This window comes from Micromonospora sp. DT47 (assembly GCF_049844475.1).
Taxonomy (GTDB): domain Bacteria; phylum Actinomycetota; class Actinomycetes; order Mycobacteriales; family Micromonosporaceae; genus Micromonospora.
The window spans coordinates 1-19427 of the sequence record NZ_JBNCLC010000010.1; the positions used below are offsets into that span (position 1 = coordinate 1).

Consider the following 19427-nt stretch of genomic DNA (forward strand, 5'->3'; position numbering starts at 1 on the left):
CGGACGTAGTGGCACGTGTAACCCGCGGGATACCGCTCCAGGTAGTCCTGGTGTTCAGGCTCGGCCTCCCAGAAGGGCCCAGCAGGGCTGACCTCGGTGACCACCTTCCCTGGCCACAGGCCAGAGGCGTCGACGTCGGCGATCGTCTCCTCTGCGACCTGCCGCTGCTGCTCGTTGCTGTAGAAGATGGCTGACCGGTAGCTGGTTCCGACATCGCCGCCTTGGCGATTCTTCGTTGTCGGATCGTGGACTTGGAAGAAGAACTCGAGAAGCTCTCTGTAGGACAGCTTCTCGGGGTCGAAGACGATCTCGATCGCCTCGGCGTGGGAACCATGGTTCCGGTAAGTCGCGTTCGGCACGTCCCCGCCGCTGTATCCGACCCTGGTGGTGAGCACGCCGGCGCGTTTCCGGATGAGGTCCTGCATTCCCCAAAAGCAGCCGCCAGCCAGGATCGCCTTCTCAGTCGTGTCGGTCATCGCTTTGCTCCCCGTTTGGGTGCTCAGAACATCTTGCGGTACTCGCCATAGCCCTCATGCTCAAGGTCGTCGCGCCGGATGAACCGAAGTGCAGCCGAGTTCATGCAGTAACGCAACCCGCCGGTTTCCACGGGACCATCGTCAAACACATGGCCAAGGTGGCTGTCCCCGTGTGCCGACCGGACCTCGGTGCGGATCACGCCGAGGCTCGAGTCTTGGACTTCGACCACGTTCTTCGGTTCGATCGGCATGGTGAAAGTCGGCCAGCCGGTACCGCTGTCATACTTGTTGACGGAAGCGAAAAGAGGTTCACCGGACACGACGTCGACGTAGATGCCCGGCTCCTTGTTGTCCCAATAGGCGTTGTCGAAGGCTGGCTCTGTCCCAGCTTCCTGAGTAACTCGATATTGCTCCGGCGACAGCCGGGAAACTGTCTCGGGGTCCTTGCGATACTCGTGTGACACCGCTGTTCCTCTCGGACAGGTCGTCGGCAAGAGAGGCCGGGGTTCAACAGGCCCCCACACGCGTCGCGGGTGCGTACCCCGCCTGCGGTCAACTAACCACGATTCAGATGAAGGCTGCTTGCCGGCAGTAGGAGGCAGCCGGGCGAGGCTGGCGGTCCTTCGCCGGCTTTTGCCAGTGTGGGGGTCAGGGGTTCGAGTCCCCTCGGCTCCACCCTTCATGACCAGGGCCAGGACGGAGCCGGCACCGGCCGCCCGATGATCAGTCCCTTGCAAGCACATTGGGCAGCCGTCAGGATGAGCGCACCTCGCGAAGGAGCGCCGATGCCAACCCCGCCCACGCACCCCGTCGAACAACCGGCCTTCCGGTCGCTGATGTTGACCTCACTCTTCCTCGGCGCGGTCCTCTTTCTCGCCGCCGGTCCTGAGACGAACGGCTTCGCGGGCCTCGGAATGACGCTGTCGTTTGGCGTCTTCCTGATCTCCTTCGGCCTCTACTTGCTCGCCTGGGTGCTTCGGGAACACGAACTGTGGCGCGAGGGACGTCAGGGCCTGGAGGAGTAAACGGCTCGTCGCGGGCCATGCGCAGTGGGGCGGGACTGGCGGCTCCCAGGACCGCCGGGGCTTCCCTCAGCTCAAGGGCGCAGCCTGTCGGGAGAGTCGAGAATCGCATCTGCCAGCTGCCGCGGGAACATACGCTTCACGCTCGCGGCATACTCCTGCCCGTCCAGAGGCCGGCGTACCTGATCGCCGTCTACCCGCACCGGCATGGAGACACCAGACGTAACCCCCGGCTCTGGTACACCTTCGCACCGCGCCCAGGCAAACGACGAGGAACCTTCCCGTCCGAGCAGTCGGACCTTGCACGTGCCCCGCCCGCTGAGTAACTCGCCAGGCAGGAGCGAGGCGAGCCGCTCCTCCTCAGCCTGGACGGCAGCCGTGCCCCGATCAGGCAACGCGTACTGCGGCTCGGAACAGCCGGCGAGTAGCCCGAACGCCAACCCGAGCCAGACGACGTATCGACGAGTCACCCACAGATCATCCCACCGCTGTTGCTGAACAGCGCCCCCGACAGAAGCCAACCGAGCAGCCGAACCAGCGAGCAGGGGCGAACGATCACGTACTCGGACATCAGCTGACGCGTGCCGAGCACTCGTCGGAGCAGGAGCCCGGAACCGACTCGTGGTGCGCGGATCACGCGTGCAAGCCCCGTCACCCGACCCGCGCCGCCACGGACGGGACCGTGGCGGCGCGGGTCGGACCATGTCACCGGGGCGTACGGGGACTCTTCGGCAGGTCGTACCGGTCAGCGGCCTTGCAGTCCTGCTGTCCACCGGTCGCGCCGGGCCCGAGCCGCTTCAGTTCGGCACGCGCCCGGGCCCGGCCGAGGTTCCAGGCGTACCACGGCTCCGGCTCGGCGAGGTCGTCGTCGACCCAGCTCAGCGTGCAGCGGCGGACCGGGTCGGGCAGGCCGGCCAGGGCGGGCGTGGCGTCGGCGGAGAGCGCCCGCAGATACCAGGCATCGATCTTGCCGGTCTGTTCGTACCGGGCGACGTTGCGCCGGGCAGCGTAGTCCTCGGCGTTGAGCACGGCCAGGCTGAGCAGCATCACCACGGCCAGGCCGACGGTGGCCCCCGGGATCCACCGGCCCCGCCAGCGGACGCCGGCGACCAGGATCATCAGGAAGACGGCGCCGAGCAGCAGCTCGAAGGCCATCACGAAGATCCGCTCGCCGGTGAAGCTGTAGGCCTTCTGGTACGTGTACATCCGGGACAACGCCGACACCACGATCACCACGCTGAGCGCGCTCAGCAGCCCGAGCAGGATCCGCAGCAGGAGACGGTCGGTCGGCGTCTCCCGCCGCGCCCAGCGGCTCACCCCGCCCAGCACCGCCAGCGTCAGCAGGGTGACGAAGAGCAGCTGCCAGAAGCCGCTGCGCGCGTACTCGGCGTAGCTCAGCCCAGCGGTGCGCAGGACGTGCCGCTGGCCACCGAAGAGCACGGTGAACTGCACGGCGACGAAGCCGCCGAAGAGCGCCGTCAACGCGGCGATGGCCGGTGCCCACTCCAGGATGCCCAGCCGACGCCGGCCGTCCCGGTCGACGGTCGACAGGTCCGGCGGGGCGGCCAGGGTGTAGGTGGCGGCGACCGCAACCAGGCCGCCCACGGCGGCCAGGAAGACCCAGCGGAACACCGCGCCGACGCTGACCTCCGGCACGATCGCGCCGAGGACCTGGGAGAAGGCGGCGTCGGCCGAGGAGAGGAGGAGGCCGAAGACCAGCAGCACCGCGACGGTGGCGACGACCGAGCCGGTGACCCGGCGGACCATCCCCGCGTCGGGGGACGCGGTGACGTGCCGGCGTACCCACGGCAGCCCGCGGAACGCCGCAAACGGGGCCGCGACCATGCTGAACAGGATCGAGCGGATCAGCCGCCCGCCCACGATGGCCAGCGCCGCGCAGCCGAGCGCGCCGAGCACGCAGAACGTCACCAGCCACCAGGCGTTGCGGAAGGTGAGCACGGAGAGCAGCGCCAGGGCGGCCGTCGCCCAGCCGGCCCGGACCAGCCGATCGGTGCGGGGCAGCGCAGCGGTGCTCCGCCGGACGGCGACGAGCACCCCGACGGTCAGGGTGAGCCAGCCGAGGAACCAGCCGATGCCGGTGCGGCTCAGGGGGACGAAGAACGCCACCCCCAGGGCCCCGGCGAGGACTGCGGCAGGGACGGCCCTCCCGGTGGCGCGCTCGGGTCCCGGCCAGCGCGCGCCGAGGAACGACGTCCGGGGTACCGGTGGTGGAGAAGTCCAGGCCACCGGCGGGCCGCCCCACTGCGGTGCCGGTCGCGCACCGGGAAACGGTGCGGGGGCCTGCGGGACCGGTCCAGGCCAGGTGCCGGGCAGCGCGCCGGACGGGGTGCCCGCCGGAGTGCGCGGCGCCGTAGGGGCGGGGTCCGTGGCGGTCGGCGTCGTGGCGGTCGGGTCCGTGGGGGCCGGCGTCGTGCCGGCCGGAAGAGCCTCGGCGCGGGGTGACGGGACACCCGGGGTCGCGGCCGACGGCGACAGGGTCCCGCTCGCGGTCGGGGTCGGCGGCGTCCCGGCCGGTGCGGACCCGGGGTCGCCCGGGACCCGGGACGGGACGTCGCCGGTGGCCTGCATCGGGACCGCCGGACCGGACGTCGGCGGGCCCGGCTCCACTGTGGCCGGCGAGCCAGCGGTCGCCGGTACCGCGGCGGTCGGCGTCGCGGGCCCGCCGGTCGTCGGTGCGGCGGCGGTCGGGGTGGTGGGTCCGGTGTTCGCCGGCACCAGGGGCACGAACAGCGCGTACCCCCGGGTGCCGGCCGGGACCTGGACGGGGATGGCCCAGGCGGGCTCGCCCTCCCGGCCGGGCCACACCAGGCCGGGTGGTGCGCCCTCGGCGGTGGGCATGACGAGCAGGAACGGCGTCCCGCCGGTGGGGTGGGGGTCGCCGGTCGTCCCGGGCGGTGGGGCGTCCCCGGGGGAGTCTGGCGTCGGTGGCGGCTCGGACAACGCGCGCTCCTTGGTCATTTGAAAGTGCGGTCACTCTAGAGCGATCCCCCGCCGCCCGCCGCCCCGCGGCCGTGGCGCGCCGCGGCCGCCGCCTCCGCCGTACCCGGGTTGACCGCGGTGCCGGTCGAGCGTGCCGGCGTACCGGTGGCGTCGGTGACCCACGTCGGCGGCGACAGCTTCCGACTGGTGGTGGGCGCGGCGGCGGTCACCGTGCTGCTCGCCGCGATGGTCGCGATGCGGCTGCGCCGGGCCGGCACCGTATCCCCGGGCCGGCCCTGCGAGGTGCGCAACCACCGCGCCGGCCGCCGCCGCATCTGGTGACGCCGGGCCGCCGTGGGGTGACCGGCGGCGGCCCGGCGGCGGCTCAGCCGAGCAGCCGGTCGATCTCGGCCAGTTCCTCGGCCGTGAAGTCCAGGTTGCGCACGGCGGCGACGTTCCCCTCCAGCTGCGCCACGCTGCTCGCGCCGATGATCAGGCTGGTCATCCGCGGGTCGCGTAGCGCCCAGGCGAGCGCGAGCTGGGCCAGCGACTGGCCCCGCCGCTCGGCCACCGCGCCGAGCCCGCGGATGGCGGCCAGCTTCTCGTCGGTCAGGGCGCTCTCGTCGAGGAAGATGCTGGTGCGCACCCGGGAGTCCTCCGGGATGCCGCCGAGGTAGCGGTCGGTGAGCAGGCCCTGGGCGAGCGGGCTGTACGCGATGCAACCCGCGCCGACCTCGTCGACGGTGTCCAGCAGGCCGTCGTCCTCCGTCCAGCGGTTCAACATGGAGTACGAGGGCTGGTTGATCAGCAGCGGGGTGCCCAGGTCGCGCAGGATCGCCGCGGCCCGGGCGGTCTGCTCCGAGTCGTAGTTGGAGATGCCGACGTAGAGCGCCCTGCCGGAGCGGACGATGGCGTCCAGCGCACCCATCGTTTCCTCCAGCGGGGTGTCCGGGTCGAAGCGGTGCGAGTAGAAGATGTCCACGTAGTCCAGGCCGAGGCGGCGCAGCGACTGGTCCAGCGAGGAGATCAGGTACTTGCGCGAGCCCCACTCGCCGTACGGGCCGGGCCACATCAGGTAGCCCGCCTTGCTGGAGACGACCAGCTCGTCCCGGTAGGGCTTCAGGTCGGTGGCGAGCAGCCGGCCGAAGGCCTCCTCCGCGGCACCGGGCGGCGGGCCGTAGTTGTTGGCCAGGTCGAAGTGGGTGACGCCGAGGTCGAAGGCGCGCCGCACGATGTCCCGCTGCCGCTCGAAGGGCCGGTCCGGGCCGAAGTTGTGCCACAGCCCGAGCGAGATGGCGGGCAGCCGCAGCCCGCTGCGTCCGCTGCGGCGGTAGGTCATCTGGTCGTAGCGGTCGTCCGCGGCGAGGTAGGTCACGGATCATGAGCCTAGTCCCGCGCCAGGTGGTCGGCCTCCGGTCCACCGGGCACGTGGGCCCGGGACGTCGGAACGGGCGTGCCGTCGCGCCGACCCGGGTAGCTTCGAGGCCATGCGTTTCGTCACGCTCGACACCCCCAAGCCCATTTCGAAGATCGGCCTCGGCACCTGGCAGTTCGGCTCGAAGGAGTGGGGTTACGGTCCCGACTACGAGCGCCGGGCGGCGGACATCGTCCGGCGCGCGCTCGACCTCGGCGTCACCCTCTTCGACACCGCAGAGCTGTACGGCTTCGGCCGCAGCGAGCGGATCCTCGGCGCGGCGCTCGGCGACGAGCGGGAAAAGGTCGTGGTGGCCAGCAAGGTCTTCCCGGTGCTGCCGGTCGCCCCGGTGGTGCAGCAGCGGGCGGTCGCCTCGGCGGCCCGGCTCGGCGTCGGCAGCATCGACCTCTACCAGGTGCACCAGCCCAATCCGGTGGTCGCCGACACCACCACCATGCGTGGCATGCGCGCCCTGCAGGACGTCGGGCTGGTCGGCGAGGTCGGGGTGAGCAACTACAACCTGCGCCGCTGGCGGTTCGCCGAGGCCGCGCTGGGGCGCCGGGTGCTGAGCAACCAGGTCCGCTACAGCATGATCGATCGGGGTCCGGAGGAGGAGCTGATCCCGTACGCGGAGCAGGCCGGCCGGATCGTCATCGCGTACAGCCCGCTCGCCCAGGGCTTCCTCTCCGGCCGGTACGACGCGTCGACGCCGCCGCCCACCGGGGCGGTGCGCCGGGCCAACCCGTACTTCCTGCCGGAGAACCTGAAACGCGCCGCCGCGCTGATCGCCACGCTGCGCGAGGTGGCCGACGCGCACGACGCCACCCCCAGCCAGATCGCCCTGGCGTATGTGCTGCATTACCCGAACGTGGTGGCCATCCCCGGCGCGTCCAGCGTGGAGCAGATGGAGCGCAACGCGGCCGCCGCCGAGATCGACCTGACCGACGACGAGTACGCGGCGCTGGCCACCGCCGCCCGGCAGTTCCAGCCGGTCACCGGCCTGGCCGCGTTGCCCCGGCTGATCCGCGCCCGAGCGAGGAAGTGAGCAGCATGGACGACATCACCGCACTGATCCTCGACGACCACGCCGCCTTCCGGCGCGGCTTCGCCCGGCTCGACGACGCCCGCGACGAGACCGAACTGCTGGCGATCTGGGACGCGCTCGCCCTGCACCTCGACATCCACGCCGAGGCGGAGGAGGCGATCCTCTACCCGCACCTGGTCAAGCACGGCGACGACGGCGAGGACGAGACCACCGACGCGATCGGTGACCACAACAAGATCCGCGACGCGGTCGCCGAGTCCAAGCTGCACCCGGTCGGCTCCGACGAGTGGTGGGCGGCCGTCGGGAAGGCCCGCCGGGAGAACAGCGAACACCTCGCCGAGGAGGAGGACGAGGCGCTGCCGGACTTCCGCCGGCACGCCAGCGTCGAACTCCGCGCCGAGCTGGGCGCCCGCTGGCTGACCTTCTACGGCGAGCACAAGAACGGCCGTAACCTGCGCTTCCAGGACAAGGACCCGGAGAAGTACGTCCAAGAGCACCGCTGAGGCTGGACCGCCCGCGATCTCCCCGGTGCGGGGGAGTCGGGACGGCGGGACGCGGCGGGACAATGGCCGGATGGGTCCTCGGGCGGTGCTGGCGCCGCTGGTCCGCGGCAGCACCTGGCGACGCGGCGTGTTCCTGCTGCTCGGCGGGGTGCTGGTGCTGCCGTACGTGCTGCTGGCCGCGACCTTCGTCCAGATCCTCACCCGCGGCGAGGTGCCCCGGCCGCTGGTGTTCCCGCTGCTGGCGGTGGCGTTGGCGATCGCCACCGCACCGGTCTTCCTGGACGGCAGCCGCGCCCTGGAGATCGCCGCCGCGCGGGCGTTGCTCGCGGTCGACCTGCCGGAGCCAGCGGCCGGTCACCCGGTGGACCGGGAAACCCGGCCTTCTTCGCCGGTCCGTGGCTGCGGGAAAGTGTCGTACGGGTGGTGTTGGCTTGGGTTCGTGCCTGGTGGTCGGGATGCTGCTGCCGTGGGGGTCGTGGCGTGAGGACGGTTCAGGCGTACCGGTTCGCGCTCGATCTGACTCCCGCGCAGGAACGGGCGGTGCTGGCCCACGCGGGCGCGGCCAGGGTGGCGCACAATTGGGCGCTGGCGCGGGTGAAGGCGGTGATGGATCAGCGCGCCGCCGAACGCAGCTACGGCGTGTCGGAGCAGCAGTTGACCCCGACGCTCGGGTGGTCCCTGCCGGCGTTGCGGAAGGCGTGGAATCAGGCGAAGCCGGAGGTGGCGCCGTGGTGGCCCGAGTGTTCGAAGGAGGCGTTCAACACCGGCCTGGACGCCCTTGCCCGCGCGCTCAAGAACTGGTCCGACTCCCGCACAGGCAAACGGGTGGGTCGGCGGGTCGGGTTTCCCCGGTTCAAGTCCCGCCGCCGTGCCACGCCGAGCATCCGGTTCAGCACCGGCGCGATTCGAGTGGAGCCGGACCGCAAGCATGTGGTCCTGCCCCGGTTGGGGCGGCTGAAGACGCACGAGTCGACCCGTAAGCTCGCCCGCAGGGTGGAGGCCGGGACGGCCCGGATCCTGTCCGCGACCGTCCGCAGGGACGCCGGGCGGTGGCATGTCGCGTTCTGCGTCGAGGTCGACCGCGCCGAACGAACCCCGGCGCGTCCGGACACCGTGGTGGGCGTGGACGTCGGCGTGAAGCATCTGGCGGTGCTGTCCACCGGCAAAATGGAACCCAACCCGCGCCACCTCGACACCGCCGGCCGGCGGATGCGCCGCCTCGCCCGGCGCATGTCCCGCCGCGTGGGCCCGGACCGGCGCCTCGGACGGCGGCCGTCGAACCGGTGGGAACGAGCCCGGCGGCAGGTCGCCCGGGCACATGCGCGGGTGGCGAACCTGCGCCGCAACGGCCTGCACAAGCTCACCACCCGCCTCGCCCGCGAGTACGGCACGATCGTGGTCGAGGACCTGAACGTGGCCGGGATGCTGCGCAACCGGCGCCTCGCGCGGCGCATCGCCGACGCCGGCTTCGGCGAACTACGCCGACAGTTGGCGTACAAAACCGCCTGGAACGGCGGCCGGCTGGTTGTGGCCGACCGCTGGTATCCGTCCTCGAAAACCTGCTCCGGCTGTGGCACGGCGAAAACCAAACTGGCCCTGTCCAAGCGCACCTACACCTGCAACACCTGCGGCCTCGTCCTCGACCGGGACGTCAACGCCGCACGCAACCTCGCCGCCCTCGCGGCGCAGTTTGACACCGCCGGGAGTGGCCCGGTGGCAGGACGTGGAGCCGACCGTAAGACCCGCCCCGGCGGGCCGGTGGCAACGAAACGTCAACCCGGCACCCCTACCGGGGCAAGACCGGGACCGTCCCGCCGCAAGGCAGGACTGCCCGAGCGCTAACAAGCACTCAGATGCAACGGCTGACCAACGCCGCCCGGTACGGCTGGGTCAGGTGACGCTCCGGGTCGACGTACCCCCGGACGGTCTGGAGATCGAGCTGGTCAACGGCCTCGCCGGCGCGACCGGGCCGGCGCGCGGCGGACGTGGGCCGGTCGCCGGGCTGCGCGCCGCCAGCGGCGGGCGCGGCCTGGACGGCATGCGGGAACGGGTGCTGCTGCTCGGCGGCCGGATCACCGCCGGGCCGGCGGACGGACGGTGGCGGGTCCGGGTCCAGCTGCCGACACCGAGGGGGAGCCGCGATGACCACGGACGTGCTGGTCGTCGATGACGACGAGCTGATCCGGGTCGGGCTGCGGGCGATCATCGACGCGCATCCAGACCTGCGGGTGGTGGGGGAGGCCGCCGACGGCGCCGAGGTGCCGACGCTGGTGGCGAAGCTGCGTCCGCGGGTGGTGCTGATGGACGTCCGGATGCCGGCCATCGACGGCATCCAGGCCACCCGGCAGCTGCTGGCCACCTCGGCCGACCCGCCCCGGATCCTGGTGATCACCACCTTCGCCAACGACGAGTACGTCTACGCCGCGCTGCGCGCCGGGGCGAGCGGTTTCCTGCTCAAACGGGCCCGTCCCGCCGAGGTGGTCGAGGCGGTCCGGGTGGTCGCCAACGGGGAGTCGCTGCTGTTCCCGGCGGCGATCCGGCAACTCGCCGGCGCGTACGGCGGGCGGGGCGGGGACGGGCTGCGGGCCGCCCGGCTCACCGAGCGGGAGGCGGAGGTGCTGTGGCTGATGACCACCGGCCTGTCCAACACCGAGATCGCCGCGCACCTGGTGGTCGGGACGGAGACGGTCAAGACGCACGTCGGCAACGTGCTGGCCAAGCTCGGCGTCCGGGACCGCACCCAGGCGGTGATCGCCGCGTACGAGTCGGGCTTCGTCACCCCGTCGGGCTGAACCCGCCTATGAACCGGCTCCGCCGCGAAGGTGCTTGACGAAGCGTGCCTTGGCGCCGCACGTGTCCGCATATCCCAACCGCCGGTAGAACTCGTGCGCGGATGTCCGTCGGCGGCTGCTCGTGACCTCCGTCAAGGCACAGCCTGCCTCCCGTGCCAACTCCTCGACCGCGGTGACCAGGGACCGCCCGACGCCCTGGCCTCGGCAGCGGTCGTCGACCACCAGCGCCAGCAGGCGCCCTGACCTGCCGGTCACCTCCAGCAGTGGGCAGACGTGCATGCCGGCGACTCCCACAAGCTGGTGACCGCTGTCGGCACCGATCAGGTAGCTCAGCGGATCTTCCAGCCAGTAGTCGAGACGCTCGTCGACCGCCGCGGTGTCGGCCGGGTAGCCGAGCTGTCCCAACAGGACAGCCAGTCGTGGCGCGTCCTGGCGTCGGATCGGGCGTAGCTGTACCGCGCGGGGGCTCATCGGCCTTGCTCGGTGAGGGTCGTCCGTGCGCCGGTCACCCCGTGCCGTTCTGACCGGTGTCCCGGGGCCGGTGTCTCCCGGCCTGTTGACGGACTTCTGGCCGGACGGTCGGCGTTCCGCCGCGTCGATCTGCGGCGGGACGTGGCGACGACCGCCCCCAGGCAGATGACGGCAGCCGCGATGAGCGGCGGGCGGGCGCCGAGGTGGACGGCTGCGGAGCCGAGTGGGATCGCCAGGGCGATGGGTCCGAACATCGCGGTGTTGGCCGTCGCGGCGACCCGGCCGAGCAACGCCGCCGGCGTGTGCGTCTGCACCGCGGTCACCGCGGCGACCAGGGTCCAGGGCAGGGCGATGCCCGCGACCATCGAGGCGGCGATCGTGACCGGCCACCAGGGCAGGCAGCGCGCTAGGCAGCCGGCGCCGAACAGCACTGTCCCGGCGACAGCGACGGCGACCGGGCCCCGCCGGGCGATGAGGCGGCCGACGATCAGGCCGCCGACGACAGACCCGGCACCCTGGGCGCTGACCAGGATGCCGAGGAACGTCGCTGGTAGGCGCAGTTCCGTGATGACGATCGCGTAGACGGCCGCGGTCGAGAAGCCGGACATGGCGATCGACGCGGCGGCGAGCGCGACGGTGACGCGCGTCGTCCGTTGCCCGGACAGGACGGCAAGTCCGGCGCGGAGACCGCGCTGCCGGTCCGGCGGCGGGTCGGATGGCGTCCGGGTCAGTCGCACCGCCGCGTACAGGATGGCGACCAGGGCCGGCATGGCCGCGCTGAGCACGGCGACCGCGTGGCCGCCGTGCCATGCGTATAGGCCCGCGCCGGCGAGTGGAGCCACCAGCTTCATGCCCTCCTGAGCGCTGGAGCGCCACCCGTTGACATCGCCGAGTTCCGCGGGTGACAGCGCGGACGGCAGCAGTGCCGTCTCGCCCGCGTCGATCAACACGTAGCTGACCCCGTAGGCGCACGAGACGGCGAAGATGAGCCAGGTCTCGCCCGGCCCCCGTACCGCCAGGAGGCTCAGCAGGACGACGGCCAGCGTGAGGTTGACGGCGATGACCAGGGGGCGCCTGGGCGCCCGGTCGAGCAGACCCCCCAGCCACGGACCGGCGAGCACGGGGGTGTACACGCAGAGCCCGGCGAGCGCCGCGAGGCTGCTGGAACCGGTGAGGTCCAGGATCCAGATTCCGGCCACCAGGGACATGGCGCTGCTGCCGAAGCCGGACACCAGCGAGATCGCCACGAACAGTCCGGCATTGCGGCGCATGAGCCCCCCAAGGTTGAGCGGAGATGACTCACATCCTCAATCTTGAGTGACGCCAAGGCAATGCTGGTCGCACCTGTCAATGATGCGTTGACAGGGTGTCCAGGGTGGCCGCGACAGCCTGGACGGGGGCCGGCAACCGTTCGCGTCCCGCCTCGGCCAGATCGGCGGCGATGTGCGACGCCAGCGCGTACAGCGAGCCGGGAGGGGCATCGAGGGCGACCTCTGTCGTGCTGCGCACGAGCGCCGCCCGGCGGAACCGCCCGTCCCACCGTCGGTCCGCGTCGATCCACCGCTGTAGATCGGCCACGGCGGTCCGCAGCGCCGCGATACGCGACGAATAGCGGAGATCGAGGTTCTGCCTCCGCGATCTGCGCGCGGCCGCCAGGCGTTGCCGGCGTTGCTCCGCGGCCTGCCGGCTGCTCAGGCCCAGCGCGGCGGCTACCTGCGCCCAGGTCGCGCCCGCGTAGCGCGCGCGGTCGATGAGTTCCAGCTCCTGCTCGTCGAGTCGCAGACGGGCAGCCGCCACGTCGGCCAACCGAGCCATCTCCGGCGTCACATGTCAACGCTACATTGACGACTGATGGTCTCTGTCGCGCCCGGCCTCGCGGCCCCGGCGCGGGTCGCCCATGCCGCCAAGCGTCCCCCGGCCGGGGGAGCGGGTTCACCGCCGCACGGGAGGGATCGGGGCGCCCGCCGGCCGAGGCTGGAGCCATGACGACAACCATCGTTCCCACCCACCGCCCCTCGCGGGCCGCGCCGCTCGCCGCCGGCTGGCTCGGCCTCTGGGGCGTCCTCGCCCTGGTCGCCACGGTCACTGGCGCCGGCTACCCGTTCGGCGCCGCCGACCCGGACGGCGGCGACGCCAATCTGCTCCGGCTGGTCCCGGTGTCGGTCGGGCCGCCGCTCGTCGCGGCGCTGCTGCTGACCGCGGCGGTCGCCGCGCTGGCCATGAGCGGACCGTCGGCGCACCCGTCCCGGCCGCTGCGGGCCCTGCTGCTCGGCTACGGCTGGACGGTGGCGTTCGTCCTGGCCGTGGTCGTGCCGGATGCCCGGGTGCTGATCGTCCTCGGCTACGCGCCGATGCTGGTCCTCGGCGCGCCGTTCGGTTGGCCGCCGGTCCACTACTCCGACGTCTTCACCTGGGCGCTGTTCGTCAAGACCGCCGCCATGGCGGGCGGCGTGCTGCTGGCCCTGGCGGTGCTCGGCTGGCAGCGCCGTACCGCCGGGGCCTGCCCCGCCTGCGGCCGGGACGGCGCCGACCACGGCTGGACCACCCCGGCCGCGGCGGCCCGGTGGGGCCGGTGGGCGACGTACGTCGCCGCGGCCGTCCCCACCCTGTACGCGCTCACCCGGTTCGCCTGGGCTGCCGGCATCCCGCTCGGCATCTCCCGCGGCTTCCTCGAGGAGATGCAGGAGAGCGGCCTGGTCTGGGCCGGCGCCGGGCTGGGGGCGTTCGCCGTGGTCGGCGCGATCCTCACCCTCGGGCTGGTGCGGCGCTGGGGTGAGCGGTTCCCGGGCTGGATGGTCGGCCTGGCCGGTTGCCGGGTGCCGGTGCCGCTCGCCGTGGTCCCGGCCGCCCTGGTCTCGCTGGCGGTGACCGCGGCCACCCTGGGCCTGGTCACCAACCCGGGGTTCTGGCACCTGACCGGCGGGTTCAGCCTGGCCAGCGCGCCGATGCTGCTCTGGCCGTTCTGTGGGGTGGCGCTCGGCGCGGCCACCTACGCCTACCACCTGCGCCGCCGGGGCGCCTGCCGCCGCTGCGGCCGGGGATGATCAGCGATCGGCGGGGGCGGGCGAATTCCTGAGCTAGCGTGGGTCGGGTGACTGAGCCCAACCAGGTTCTCCCGGTCCCGCCCGCCGACCTGCCCGGCACGCTCGGCGAGCTGCGCGCGTCCGGGCACCGGTACCGCACCGTCAAGCAGGAACTCCGCGACAACCTCCTCGCCCGGATGCGTTCGGGCGAGGACCGCTTCCCCGGCATCGTCGGCTACGACGACACCGTCCTCCCCGAGGTCGAGCGGGCGCTGCTCGCCGGCCACGACATGGTGCTGCTCGGCGAGCGGGGCCAGGGCAAGACCCGGCTGATCCGCTCGCTGGCAGCGCTCCTCGACGAGTGGACGCCGGTGATCCCCGGCTCGGCGCTCAACGAGCATCCGCTGCACCCGCTCACCCCGGCCTCCCGGGCGCTGGTCGCCGAGGCCGGCGACGGCCTGACGATCAGCTGGCTGCACCGCTCGATGCGCTACGGCGAGAAGCTGGCCACCCCGGACACCAGCGTCGGCGACCTGATCGGCGACGTCGACCCGATCCGGCTCGCCCAGGGGCGCAGCCTCGGCGATCCGGAGACCATCCACTTCGGACTCGTGCCCCGTACCAACCGCGGGATCTTCGCGGTCAACGAGCTGCCCGACCTGGCCGAGCGGATCCAGGTGGCGCTGCTCAACGTGCTGGAGGAGCGGGACATCCAGGTCCGCGGCTACCAGCTGCGGCTGCCGCTGGACCTGTTCCTGGTGGCCAGCGCCAACCCGGAGGACTACACCAACCGGGGCCGGATCATCACCCCGCTCAAGGACCGGTTCGGCGCGGAGATCCGTACCCACTACCCGGTCGATCTCGACCTGGAGCTGGCGTTGATCCGGCAGGAGGCCGACCTGGTCGCCGAGGTGCCCGAGCACGTGCTGGAGGTTCTCGCCCGGTTCGCCCGGGCGGTCCGCGAGTCGCCGTCGGTGGACCCGCGCTCCGGGGTCTCCGCCCGGTTCGCCATCGCCGCCGCCGAGACGGTCGCCGCCGCCGCGCTGCGCCGTGCCGGCCTGCTCGCCGCCGGTTCCGCGCCCGACGGGGTACGCCCCGAAGCGCCCGTGGCCCGGGTCGGCGACGCCGTCTCCGTCACCTCCACCCTGCGCGGCAAGGTGGAGTTCGAGAGCGGCGAGGAGGGGCGGGAGATCGAGATCCTCGCCCACCTGCTGCGCACCGCCACCGCCGAGACGTTCCGGGCCCGGCTGGCCGGGTTGGACCTGTCCGGGTTCACCGCGCTGGTCGCCGAGGACGCGGTGATCGAGACCGGTGAGCTGGTCTCCTCGATCGAGCTGCTGCGCCAGGTGGGCACGGTGCCGGGGCTGGCCAAGGCGCTGGACCGGCTCGGGCTGGGCGACGCGCCCACCCCGGAGCAGGCCGCCGCCGGCGTCGAGTTCGTCCTGGAGGGGCTGCACCTGACCCGCCGGCTCGGCAAGGACGTCACCGAGTCGGGCCGTACCGTTTACGGCGGCCGGGGCTGACCGTGGCCGGCAACCGGTTCCGGTACGGGCAGTGGCGCGGCGGCCCCGACCCGCTCGCCCCGCCGTACGACGTCCGTGCCGCGGTGGACTCCGTCGGCGCGGAGGTGCTGGCCGGCGGCAGCCTGCGGGAGGCACTGCGGGACCTGCTGCGGCGTGGCCCACAGGGGCGGGGCGGCCTGGAGGACCTGGCCGCCCGGGCCCGCCGGCTGCGCCGGGAGGCGCTGCGCCGGGGCGACCTGGACGGGGCGGTGACCCGGTCCCAGGCCCTGCTCGACCAGGCGCTCGCGGCGGAACGCGACGAGCTGCGCGGCCGCGCGGACGACGACGCGCGCTTCGCCGAGGCGGTGCTGGACAACCTGCCCCGCTCCACCGCCCGCGCGGTGCAGGAGCTGGCGGGCTACGACTGGGCCAGCGACGAGGCGCGGCAGACGTACCAGCGGATCCTCGACGGGCTGCGCGGCGAGGTGCTGGAACAGCGCTTCGCCGGGCTGCGGGACGCGGCGCGGGCCGCCGCCGACCCGGCCGCCCAGCAGCAGCTCGCCGAGATGATGCGCGACCTCAACGACCTGCTGGCCCGGCACGCCCGGTCGGAGGACACCACCGACGCGTTCGCCGAGTTCATGCGCCGGCACGGCGAGTTCTTCCCGGAACGGCCGGAGACCGTCGACGAGCTGGTCGACGTGCTGGCCCGCCGGGCGGCGGCCGGGGAGCGGCTGATGCGGTCGCTGTCGGACCGGCAGCGCGAGGAGCTGGCCGGGCTGATGCGCCAGTCGCTCGGCGAGCAGTTGGCCGGCGAGTTGTCCGCGCTCGACGCCCACCTGCGTTCGCTGCGCCCCGACCTGAACTGGCAGCGGGGCGAGCGGGTCCGCGGTGACCAGCCGCTCGGCTACGGCGAGGCGACCGGCGCGCTCGGCGAGATCGCCGAGCTGGACGAGCTGCTGGACTCCCTCGACCAGGAGCATCCCGGCGCCACCGTGGACGACGTCGACGTCGACGCGGTGGCCCGGACGCTGGGCCGGGACGCCGCCGACGACGTCCGCCGGCTGCGGGACCTGGAACGGGAGCTGCGCCGGCAGGGCTGGGTGACCCGGGACGCCGACGGGCTGACGCTGAGCCCGAAGGCGCTGCGCCGGCTCGCCGGCACCGCGCTGCGGCGGGTCTTCGCCGACCTCACCGCCGGGCCGCGCGGCCAGCACGACCTGCGCTCGGCGGGCGCCGCCGGCGAGGTGAGCGGCGCGTCCCGGCAGTGGGAGTACGGCGACGAGCAGCCCCTCGACGTGGTGCGCACCCTGACCCGGGCGGTACGCCGGGCCGGCCCCACCGTGCCGGTGCAGCTCGCGGTCGAGGACTTCGAGGTGGTGGAGACCGAGCGGCGGGCGTCGGCGGCGGTGGCGCTCTGCGTCGACCTGTCGTACTCGATGATCTCGCAGGGGCGGTGGGGGCCGATGAAGCAGACGGCGCTCGCCCTGTCGCACCTGATGGCGACCCGGTTCCCGCAGGACGCGCTGCAGATCGTCGGCTTCGGCCGGGAGGCGATGCCGCTGACCCAGCAGGAGCTGGCCGCGGTGGAGCCGGACATGCAGCAGGGCACCAACCTGCAGCACGCGCTGCGGCTTGCCGGCCGGCACCTGCGCCGGCACCCGGGCGCCGAGCCGGTGGTCCTGGTGGTCACCGACGGCGAGCCGACCGCCCACCTCGACCCCGACGACGGGGAGGCGCTGTTCCACTGGCCGCCGCTGCCGGAGACCATCGAGGCGACCATCCGCGAGGTGGACAAGCTGACCCGCTACGGCGCCACGCTGAACGTGTTCATGCTCGGCGACGACCCCGGCCTGCGCCGCTTCGTCGACGCGGTGGCCCGCCGCTCCCGGGGCCGGATGTTCACCCCCGACCTCGACGACCTCGGCGAGTACGTGGTCTCCGACTACCTCCGGGCCCGCCACGGCCGCCGCTGACCCGCCCGTCCGGGTGATCCGGGGGCGGTAACTCCATGATCCACGCGGGCGGGCGGGGTTGACTGGGGATGTGGAGAGTGGGGGGTTGCGGCAGGTGTACGGCGCGGTGCTCGCCGAGGTGGAGGCGGGCGGGTTCGGGGCGCCGCCCGAGGGGCAGCTGACCGCCGAGCAGATCGTGGCGCACCTGGCCGCGAACGACGAGCTGATGAGCGAGGCCACCGAGGCGGTCCTGGCCGGGTCGCCCTTCGCGTACTACGACCTGGAGACCATCCACCGCCCGCAGGTGGATGCGCTGGTCGCCCAGTGCGGCGGGCTGGACGGGCTGTCCACCCTGCTGCGGGCCACCAGCCAGAAGCTCTGCACCCTGGTCGACCGGCTCGGCCCGGCGGCCGACACCCCGGTGGAGACCCACCTGCGCGAGGGCTTCGACCTGGTGGTGGACGACCCGCTGCCCTGGGGCCGCACCCTGGACCTGCACACGCGCGTACACCTGCCCAAGCACCTGGCCCAGCTGCGGATGCTGCGCGACGGTCCGGTCCGCGCGCCCGCGCCGGGGTCGTGAGCGCCCGGGTCGGGTGAAGCGCCGCCCCTGGGCCTCCGCCCGTCGGTCGGCGTTCGACATCGCCGGTCCGGGCCTGTTCCGGCACCGGATGCGGGTGGCGGCGCCGTTGATCGTCCAGTGCGCGCTGCTGGCCGGCGCCGCGTGGTGGATCGCCCAGTCGCTCTTCGACCACCGGACTCCGGTCTTCGCCGCGACCGCCGCGCTGATCTGCCTGACCGTCGGCAAGGGCGGCCGGGGGCGGCAGGCCGTCGACCTGCTCGTCGGGGTGCTGGCGCACACCGCCTGCGGGCACGCCCGGGAGGCGCACGCCCGGCTGGGGGAGCTGTCCCGGGCCCGGGCGGCCGCCCAGCGGGTCACCGGCCGCACCGTACGGGTGTGGCGGCGGGCGGCCCGGCTGCGGCAGGCGGACCAGCCGCTCGACGACGTGGAACTGCTGATCGCCGCCGTCCTGCTGCTCTGCGAGGACGTACGCGCCGGACTCGCGCGGTCGGCCCCGACGCCCGACCCGCTGCCGTCCCGGCTGACAGCGCTGGCCGACGGCCCGACCGCCCCGCCTGCCCACCCGACCGCCCCGCCCTGACCCGCCCCTCATCCGGCGCCGATCTTGGAGTTACCGCCCCGGCGAAAGGCGCGAATCCCGGCATTCCGGGGGCCGAAAGTGCAAGATCGCGGGGCCTGGGGCGGGGTCAGGCGCCGCGGAAGGTGCGGCGGTAGGTGGTCGGGGAGACGCCGATGCGGTGGTGGAGTTGCTGGCGGAGGGCGGAAGTGGTGCCGAAGCCGCAGCGGTGGGCCACCTGGTCGACGGTCAGGTCGGTGGTCTCCAGCAGCAGCCGGGCGTGGTCGGTGCGCTGCTGGAGCAGCCACTGGGCCGGGCTCAGGCCGGTTTCCGAGCGGAAGTGCCGGGTGAACGTCCGTACGCTCATTCGCGCGTGCGCGGCCAGGTCGCGCAACGCCACCGGCTCGTGCAGCCGCTGCCGGGCCCACTCCCGGGTGGCGGCGGTGCCGTCCTCCGGCCCCCGGGGGACGGGCCGCTCGATGTACTGGGCCTGACCGCCGTCCCGCCACGGCGGCATCACGCAGCGGCGGGCCGAGCGGTTGGCCACCTCGCTGCCGTGGTCGGAGCGGATGACGTGCAGGCAGAGGTCGATGCCGGCGGCCACCCCGGCCGAGGTCAGCACGCTGCCGGAGTCGATGAAGAGGACATCCGGGTCCAGGTCGACCGCCGGGTGCAGCCGGCGGAACCGGTCCGCGTACGCCCAGTGGGTGGTGGCCCGGCGGCCGTCGAGCAGGCCGGCGGCGGCGAGCACGAACGCGCCGGTGCAGATCGACATGATCCGGGCGCCGCGCTCGTGGGCGGACCGCAGCGCCCCGGCCACCTCCGGGTCGACGGTGCCGTCGGCCAGCGGCGCCCCGCCGTGGATGCCGGGCACGACCACCGTGTCGGCGGTCCGCACCAGGTCGAGGTCGTGGTCGGGGAGCACCTGGAAGCCGGCGGTGCTGCGGACGGGCCGGCCACCGGGGGTGCAGGTGCCGACCGTGTAGAGCTGCTCCATGGCGTCGGTGCGGGCGGTGCTGAAGACCTGGTCGGGGGTGCCGAGGTCGAGGCCGACCACCTGGTCGACGGCGAGGACCGCGATGCGGTGCGGGACGAGGGCCATGGCCCGATTATTGCGCATGATGGCTTTCCGGCCACTCGTCGTG

General features: G+C 73.2%; 21 protein-coding genes. 13 read left to right on the plus strand and 8 right to left on the minus strand.

Annotated features, from left to right (window positions below; translation table 11 throughout):
* Together msrA and msrB are read right to left on the minus strand one after the other, a co-directional pair.
* Window positions 1-476, minus strand: a 476-nt coding sequence (msrA, locus tag ACLQ2U_RS17135) for a peptide-methionine (S)-S-oxide reductase MsrA (protein WP_425751662.1), incomplete at its 3' end; no start/stop codon positions are given.
* Between the two features lie 23 nt (window positions 477-499).
* Window positions 500-940, minus strand: a complete 441-nt coding sequence (msrB, locus tag ACLQ2U_RS17140; protein ID WP_425751663.1) for a peptide-methionine (R)-S-oxide reductase MsrB — start codon at window positions 938-940, stop codon at window positions 500-502.
* Window positions 941-1261: 321 nt separating this feature from the next.
* Here msrB and ACLQ2U_RS17145 point away from each other — a divergent pair, with 321 nt between their 5' ends.
* Window positions 1262-1501 carry a hypothetical protein gene (locus ACLQ2U_RS17145; protein WP_425751664.1) on the plus strand — a complete coding sequence of 80 codons (240 nt, stop codon included), beginning with the start codon at window positions 1262-1264 and terminating at the stop codon, window positions 1499-1501.
* Window positions 1502-2203: 702 nt separating this feature from the next.
* Here ACLQ2U_RS17145 and ACLQ2U_RS17150 read toward each other — a convergent pair.
* Entirely contained in the window at window positions 2204-4477 is a 2274-nt protein-coding gene (locus ACLQ2U_RS17150) for a DUF4153 domain-containing protein (RefSeq protein ID WP_425751665.1), read from the minus strand.
* Window positions 4478-4576: 99 nt separating this feature from the next.
* Between ACLQ2U_RS17150 and ACLQ2U_RS17155 the strand changes: the two genes are divergently transcribed.
* Window positions 4577-4780 carry a hypothetical protein gene (locus tag ACLQ2U_RS17155; protein WP_425751666.1) on the plus strand — a complete coding sequence of 68 codons (204 nt, stop codon included), beginning with the start codon at window positions 4577-4579 and terminating at the stop codon, window positions 4778-4780.
* 43 nt (window positions 4781-4823) lie between these two features.
* Here the strand turns inward: ACLQ2U_RS17155 and mgrA are convergent, their stop codons facing one another.
* Window positions 4824-5813 carry an L-glyceraldehyde 3-phosphate reductase gene (gene mgrA / locus ACLQ2U_RS17160; protein ID WP_425751667.1) on the minus strand — a complete coding sequence of 330 codons (990 nt, stop codon included), beginning with the start codon at window positions 5811-5813 and terminating at the stop codon, window positions 4824-4826.
* A gap of 112 nt (window positions 5814-5925) precedes the next feature.
* Here mgrA and ACLQ2U_RS17165 point away from each other — a divergent pair, with 112 nt between their 5' ends.
* The 6 genes from ACLQ2U_RS17165 (at window position 5926) to ACLQ2U_RS17190 (ending at window position 10192) form a co-directional block, all read left to right on the plus strand.
* On the plus strand, window positions 5926-6897 hold the full coding sequence (locus tag ACLQ2U_RS17165; RefSeq protein ID WP_425751668.1) for an aldo/keto reductase: 972 nt from the start codon (window positions 5926-5928) through the stop codon (window positions 6895-6897).
* 5 nt (window positions 6898-6902) lie between these two features.
* On the plus strand, window positions 6903-7400 hold the full coding sequence (locus ACLQ2U_RS17170; protein WP_425751669.1) for a hemerythrin domain-containing protein: 498 nt from the start codon (window positions 6903-6905) through the stop codon (window positions 7398-7400).
* A gap of 70 nt (window positions 7401-7470) precedes the next feature.
* On the plus strand, window positions 7471-7884 hold the full coding sequence (locus ACLQ2U_RS17175; protein WP_425751670.1) for a hypothetical protein: 414 nt from the start codon (window positions 7471-7473) through the stop codon (window positions 7882-7884).
* On the plus strand, window positions 7881-9242 hold the full coding sequence (gene tnpB / locus ACLQ2U_RS17180; protein ID WP_425751671.1) for an IS607 family element RNA-guided endonuclease TnpB: 1362 nt from the start codon (window positions 7881-7883) through the stop codon (window positions 9240-9242). Before ACLQ2U_RS17175 ends, tnpB begins: the two co-directional genes overlap by 4 nt.
* Before the next feature lie 52 nt (window positions 9243-9294).
* Window positions 9295-9570 carry a hypothetical protein gene (locus ACLQ2U_RS17185; protein WP_425751672.1) on the plus strand — a complete coding sequence of 92 codons (276 nt, stop codon included), beginning with the start codon at window positions 9295-9297 and terminating at the stop codon, window positions 9568-9570.
* A complete protein-coding gene (locus ACLQ2U_RS17190; RefSeq protein WP_425751673.1) occupies window positions 9542-10192 on the plus strand; it encodes a response regulator in 651 nt (216 codons plus the stop codon). Before ACLQ2U_RS17185 ends, ACLQ2U_RS17190 begins: the two co-directional genes overlap by 29 nt.
* A 6-nt stretch (window positions 10193-10198) precedes the next feature.
* Here the strand turns inward: ACLQ2U_RS17190 and ACLQ2U_RS17195 are convergent, their stop codons facing one another.
* From ACLQ2U_RS17195 to ACLQ2U_RS17205, 3 genes are all read right to left on the minus strand, one after another.
* Window positions 10199-10663 (minus strand): GNAT family N-acetyltransferase, encoded by a 465-nt coding sequence (locus ACLQ2U_RS17195; RefSeq protein WP_425751674.1) that lies wholly within the window; start codon window positions 10661-10663, stop codon window positions 10199-10201.
* Window positions 10660-11934, minus strand: coding sequence for an MFS transporter (locus tag ACLQ2U_RS17200; protein ID WP_425751675.1), 1275 nt, complete (start codon window positions 11932-11934; stop codon window positions 10660-10662). Before ACLQ2U_RS17200 ends, ACLQ2U_RS17195 begins: the two co-directional genes overlap by 4 nt.
* A 76-nt stretch (window positions 11935-12010) precedes the next feature.
* On the minus strand, window positions 12011-12490 hold the full coding sequence (locus ACLQ2U_RS17205) for a hypothetical protein (protein ID WP_425751676.1): 480 nt from the start codon (window positions 12488-12490) through the stop codon (window positions 12011-12013).
* Between the two features lie 155 nt (window positions 12491-12645).
* Here ACLQ2U_RS17205 and ACLQ2U_RS17210 point away from each other — a divergent pair, with 155 nt between their 5' ends.
* The 5 genes from ACLQ2U_RS17210 (at window position 12646) to ACLQ2U_RS17230 (ending at window position 18306) form a co-directional block, all read left to right on the plus strand.
* Complete coding sequence (locus tag ACLQ2U_RS17210; protein WP_425751677.1) at window positions 12646-13707, plus strand: hypothetical protein; 1062 nt, start codon at window positions 12646-12648, stop codon at window positions 13705-13707.
* Window positions 13708-13745: 38 nt separating this feature from the next.
* Entirely contained in the window at window positions 13746-15209 is a 1464-nt protein-coding gene (locus ACLQ2U_RS17215; RefSeq protein ID WP_425751678.1) for a magnesium chelatase, read from the plus strand.
* Between the two features lie 2 nt (window positions 15210-15211).
* Window positions 15212-17164, plus strand: a complete 1953-nt coding sequence (locus ACLQ2U_RS17220; protein WP_425751679.1) for a vWA domain-containing protein — start codon at window positions 15212-15214, stop codon at window positions 17162-17164.
* Between the two features lie 70 nt (window positions 17165-17234).
* Window positions 17235-17726: a hypothetical protein gene (locus ACLQ2U_RS17225; protein WP_425751680.1), complete on the plus strand. Its 492-nt coding sequence runs from the start codon at window positions 17235-17237 to the stop codon at window positions 17724-17726.
* A 13-nt stretch (window positions 17727-17739) separates the two neighbouring features.
* A complete protein-coding gene (locus tag ACLQ2U_RS17230; RefSeq protein WP_425751681.1) occupies window positions 17740-18306 on the plus strand; it encodes a hypothetical protein in 567 nt (188 codons plus the stop codon).
* A gap of 106 nt (window positions 18307-18412) precedes the next feature.
* Here the strand turns inward: ACLQ2U_RS17230 and ACLQ2U_RS17235 are convergent, their stop codons facing one another.
* A complete protein-coding gene (locus ACLQ2U_RS17235; protein ID WP_425751682.1) occupies window positions 18413-19384 on the minus strand; it encodes a GlxA family transcriptional regulator in 972 nt (323 codons plus the stop codon).
* Between the last annotated feature and the right edge of the window lie 43 nt (window positions 19385-19427).

Excerpts from the sequence above, each read along its gene's own strand:
- ACLQ2U_RS17210 (WP_425751677.1), top strand. The coding sequence starts at position 12,646 with ATGACGACAACCATCGTTCCCACCCACCGCCCCTCGCGGGCCGCGCCG.
- ACLQ2U_RS17165 (WP_425751668.1), top strand. The coding sequence starts at position 5,926 with ATGCGTTTCGTCACGCTCGACACCCCCAAGCCCATTTCGAAGATCGGC.
- ACLQ2U_RS17200 (WP_425751675.1), bottom strand. The coding sequence starts at position 11,934 with ATGCGCCGCAATGCCGGACTGTTCGTGGCGATCTCGCTGGTGTCCGGC.
- ACLQ2U_RS17145 (WP_425751664.1), top strand. The coding sequence starts at position 1,262 with ATGCCAACCCCGCCCACGCACCCCGTCGAACAACCGGCCTTCCGGTCG.
- ACLQ2U_RS17175 (WP_425751670.1), top strand. The coding sequence starts at position 7,471 with ATGGGTCCTCGGGCGGTGCTGGCGCCGCTGGTCCGCGGCAGCACCTGG.
- ACLQ2U_RS17170 (WP_425751669.1), top strand. The coding sequence starts at position 6,903 with ATGGACGACATCACCGCACTGATCCTCGACGACCACGCCGCCTTCCGG.
- ACLQ2U_RS17235 (WP_425751682.1), bottom strand. The coding sequence starts at position 19,384 with ATGGCCCTCGTCCCGCACCGCATCGCGGTCCTCGCCGTCGACCAGGTG.
- ACLQ2U_RS17150 (WP_425751665.1), bottom strand. The coding sequence starts at position 4,477 with ATGACCAAGGAGCGCGCGTTGTCCGAGCCGCCACCGACGCCAGACTCC.
- ACLQ2U_RS17195 (WP_425751674.1), bottom strand. The coding sequence starts at position 10,663 with ATGAGCCCCCGCGCGGTACAGCTACGCCCGATCCGACGCCAGGACGCG.
- ACLQ2U_RS17190 (WP_425751673.1), top strand. The coding sequence starts at position 9,542 with ATGACCACGGACGTGCTGGTCGTCGATGACGACGAGCTGATCCGGGTC.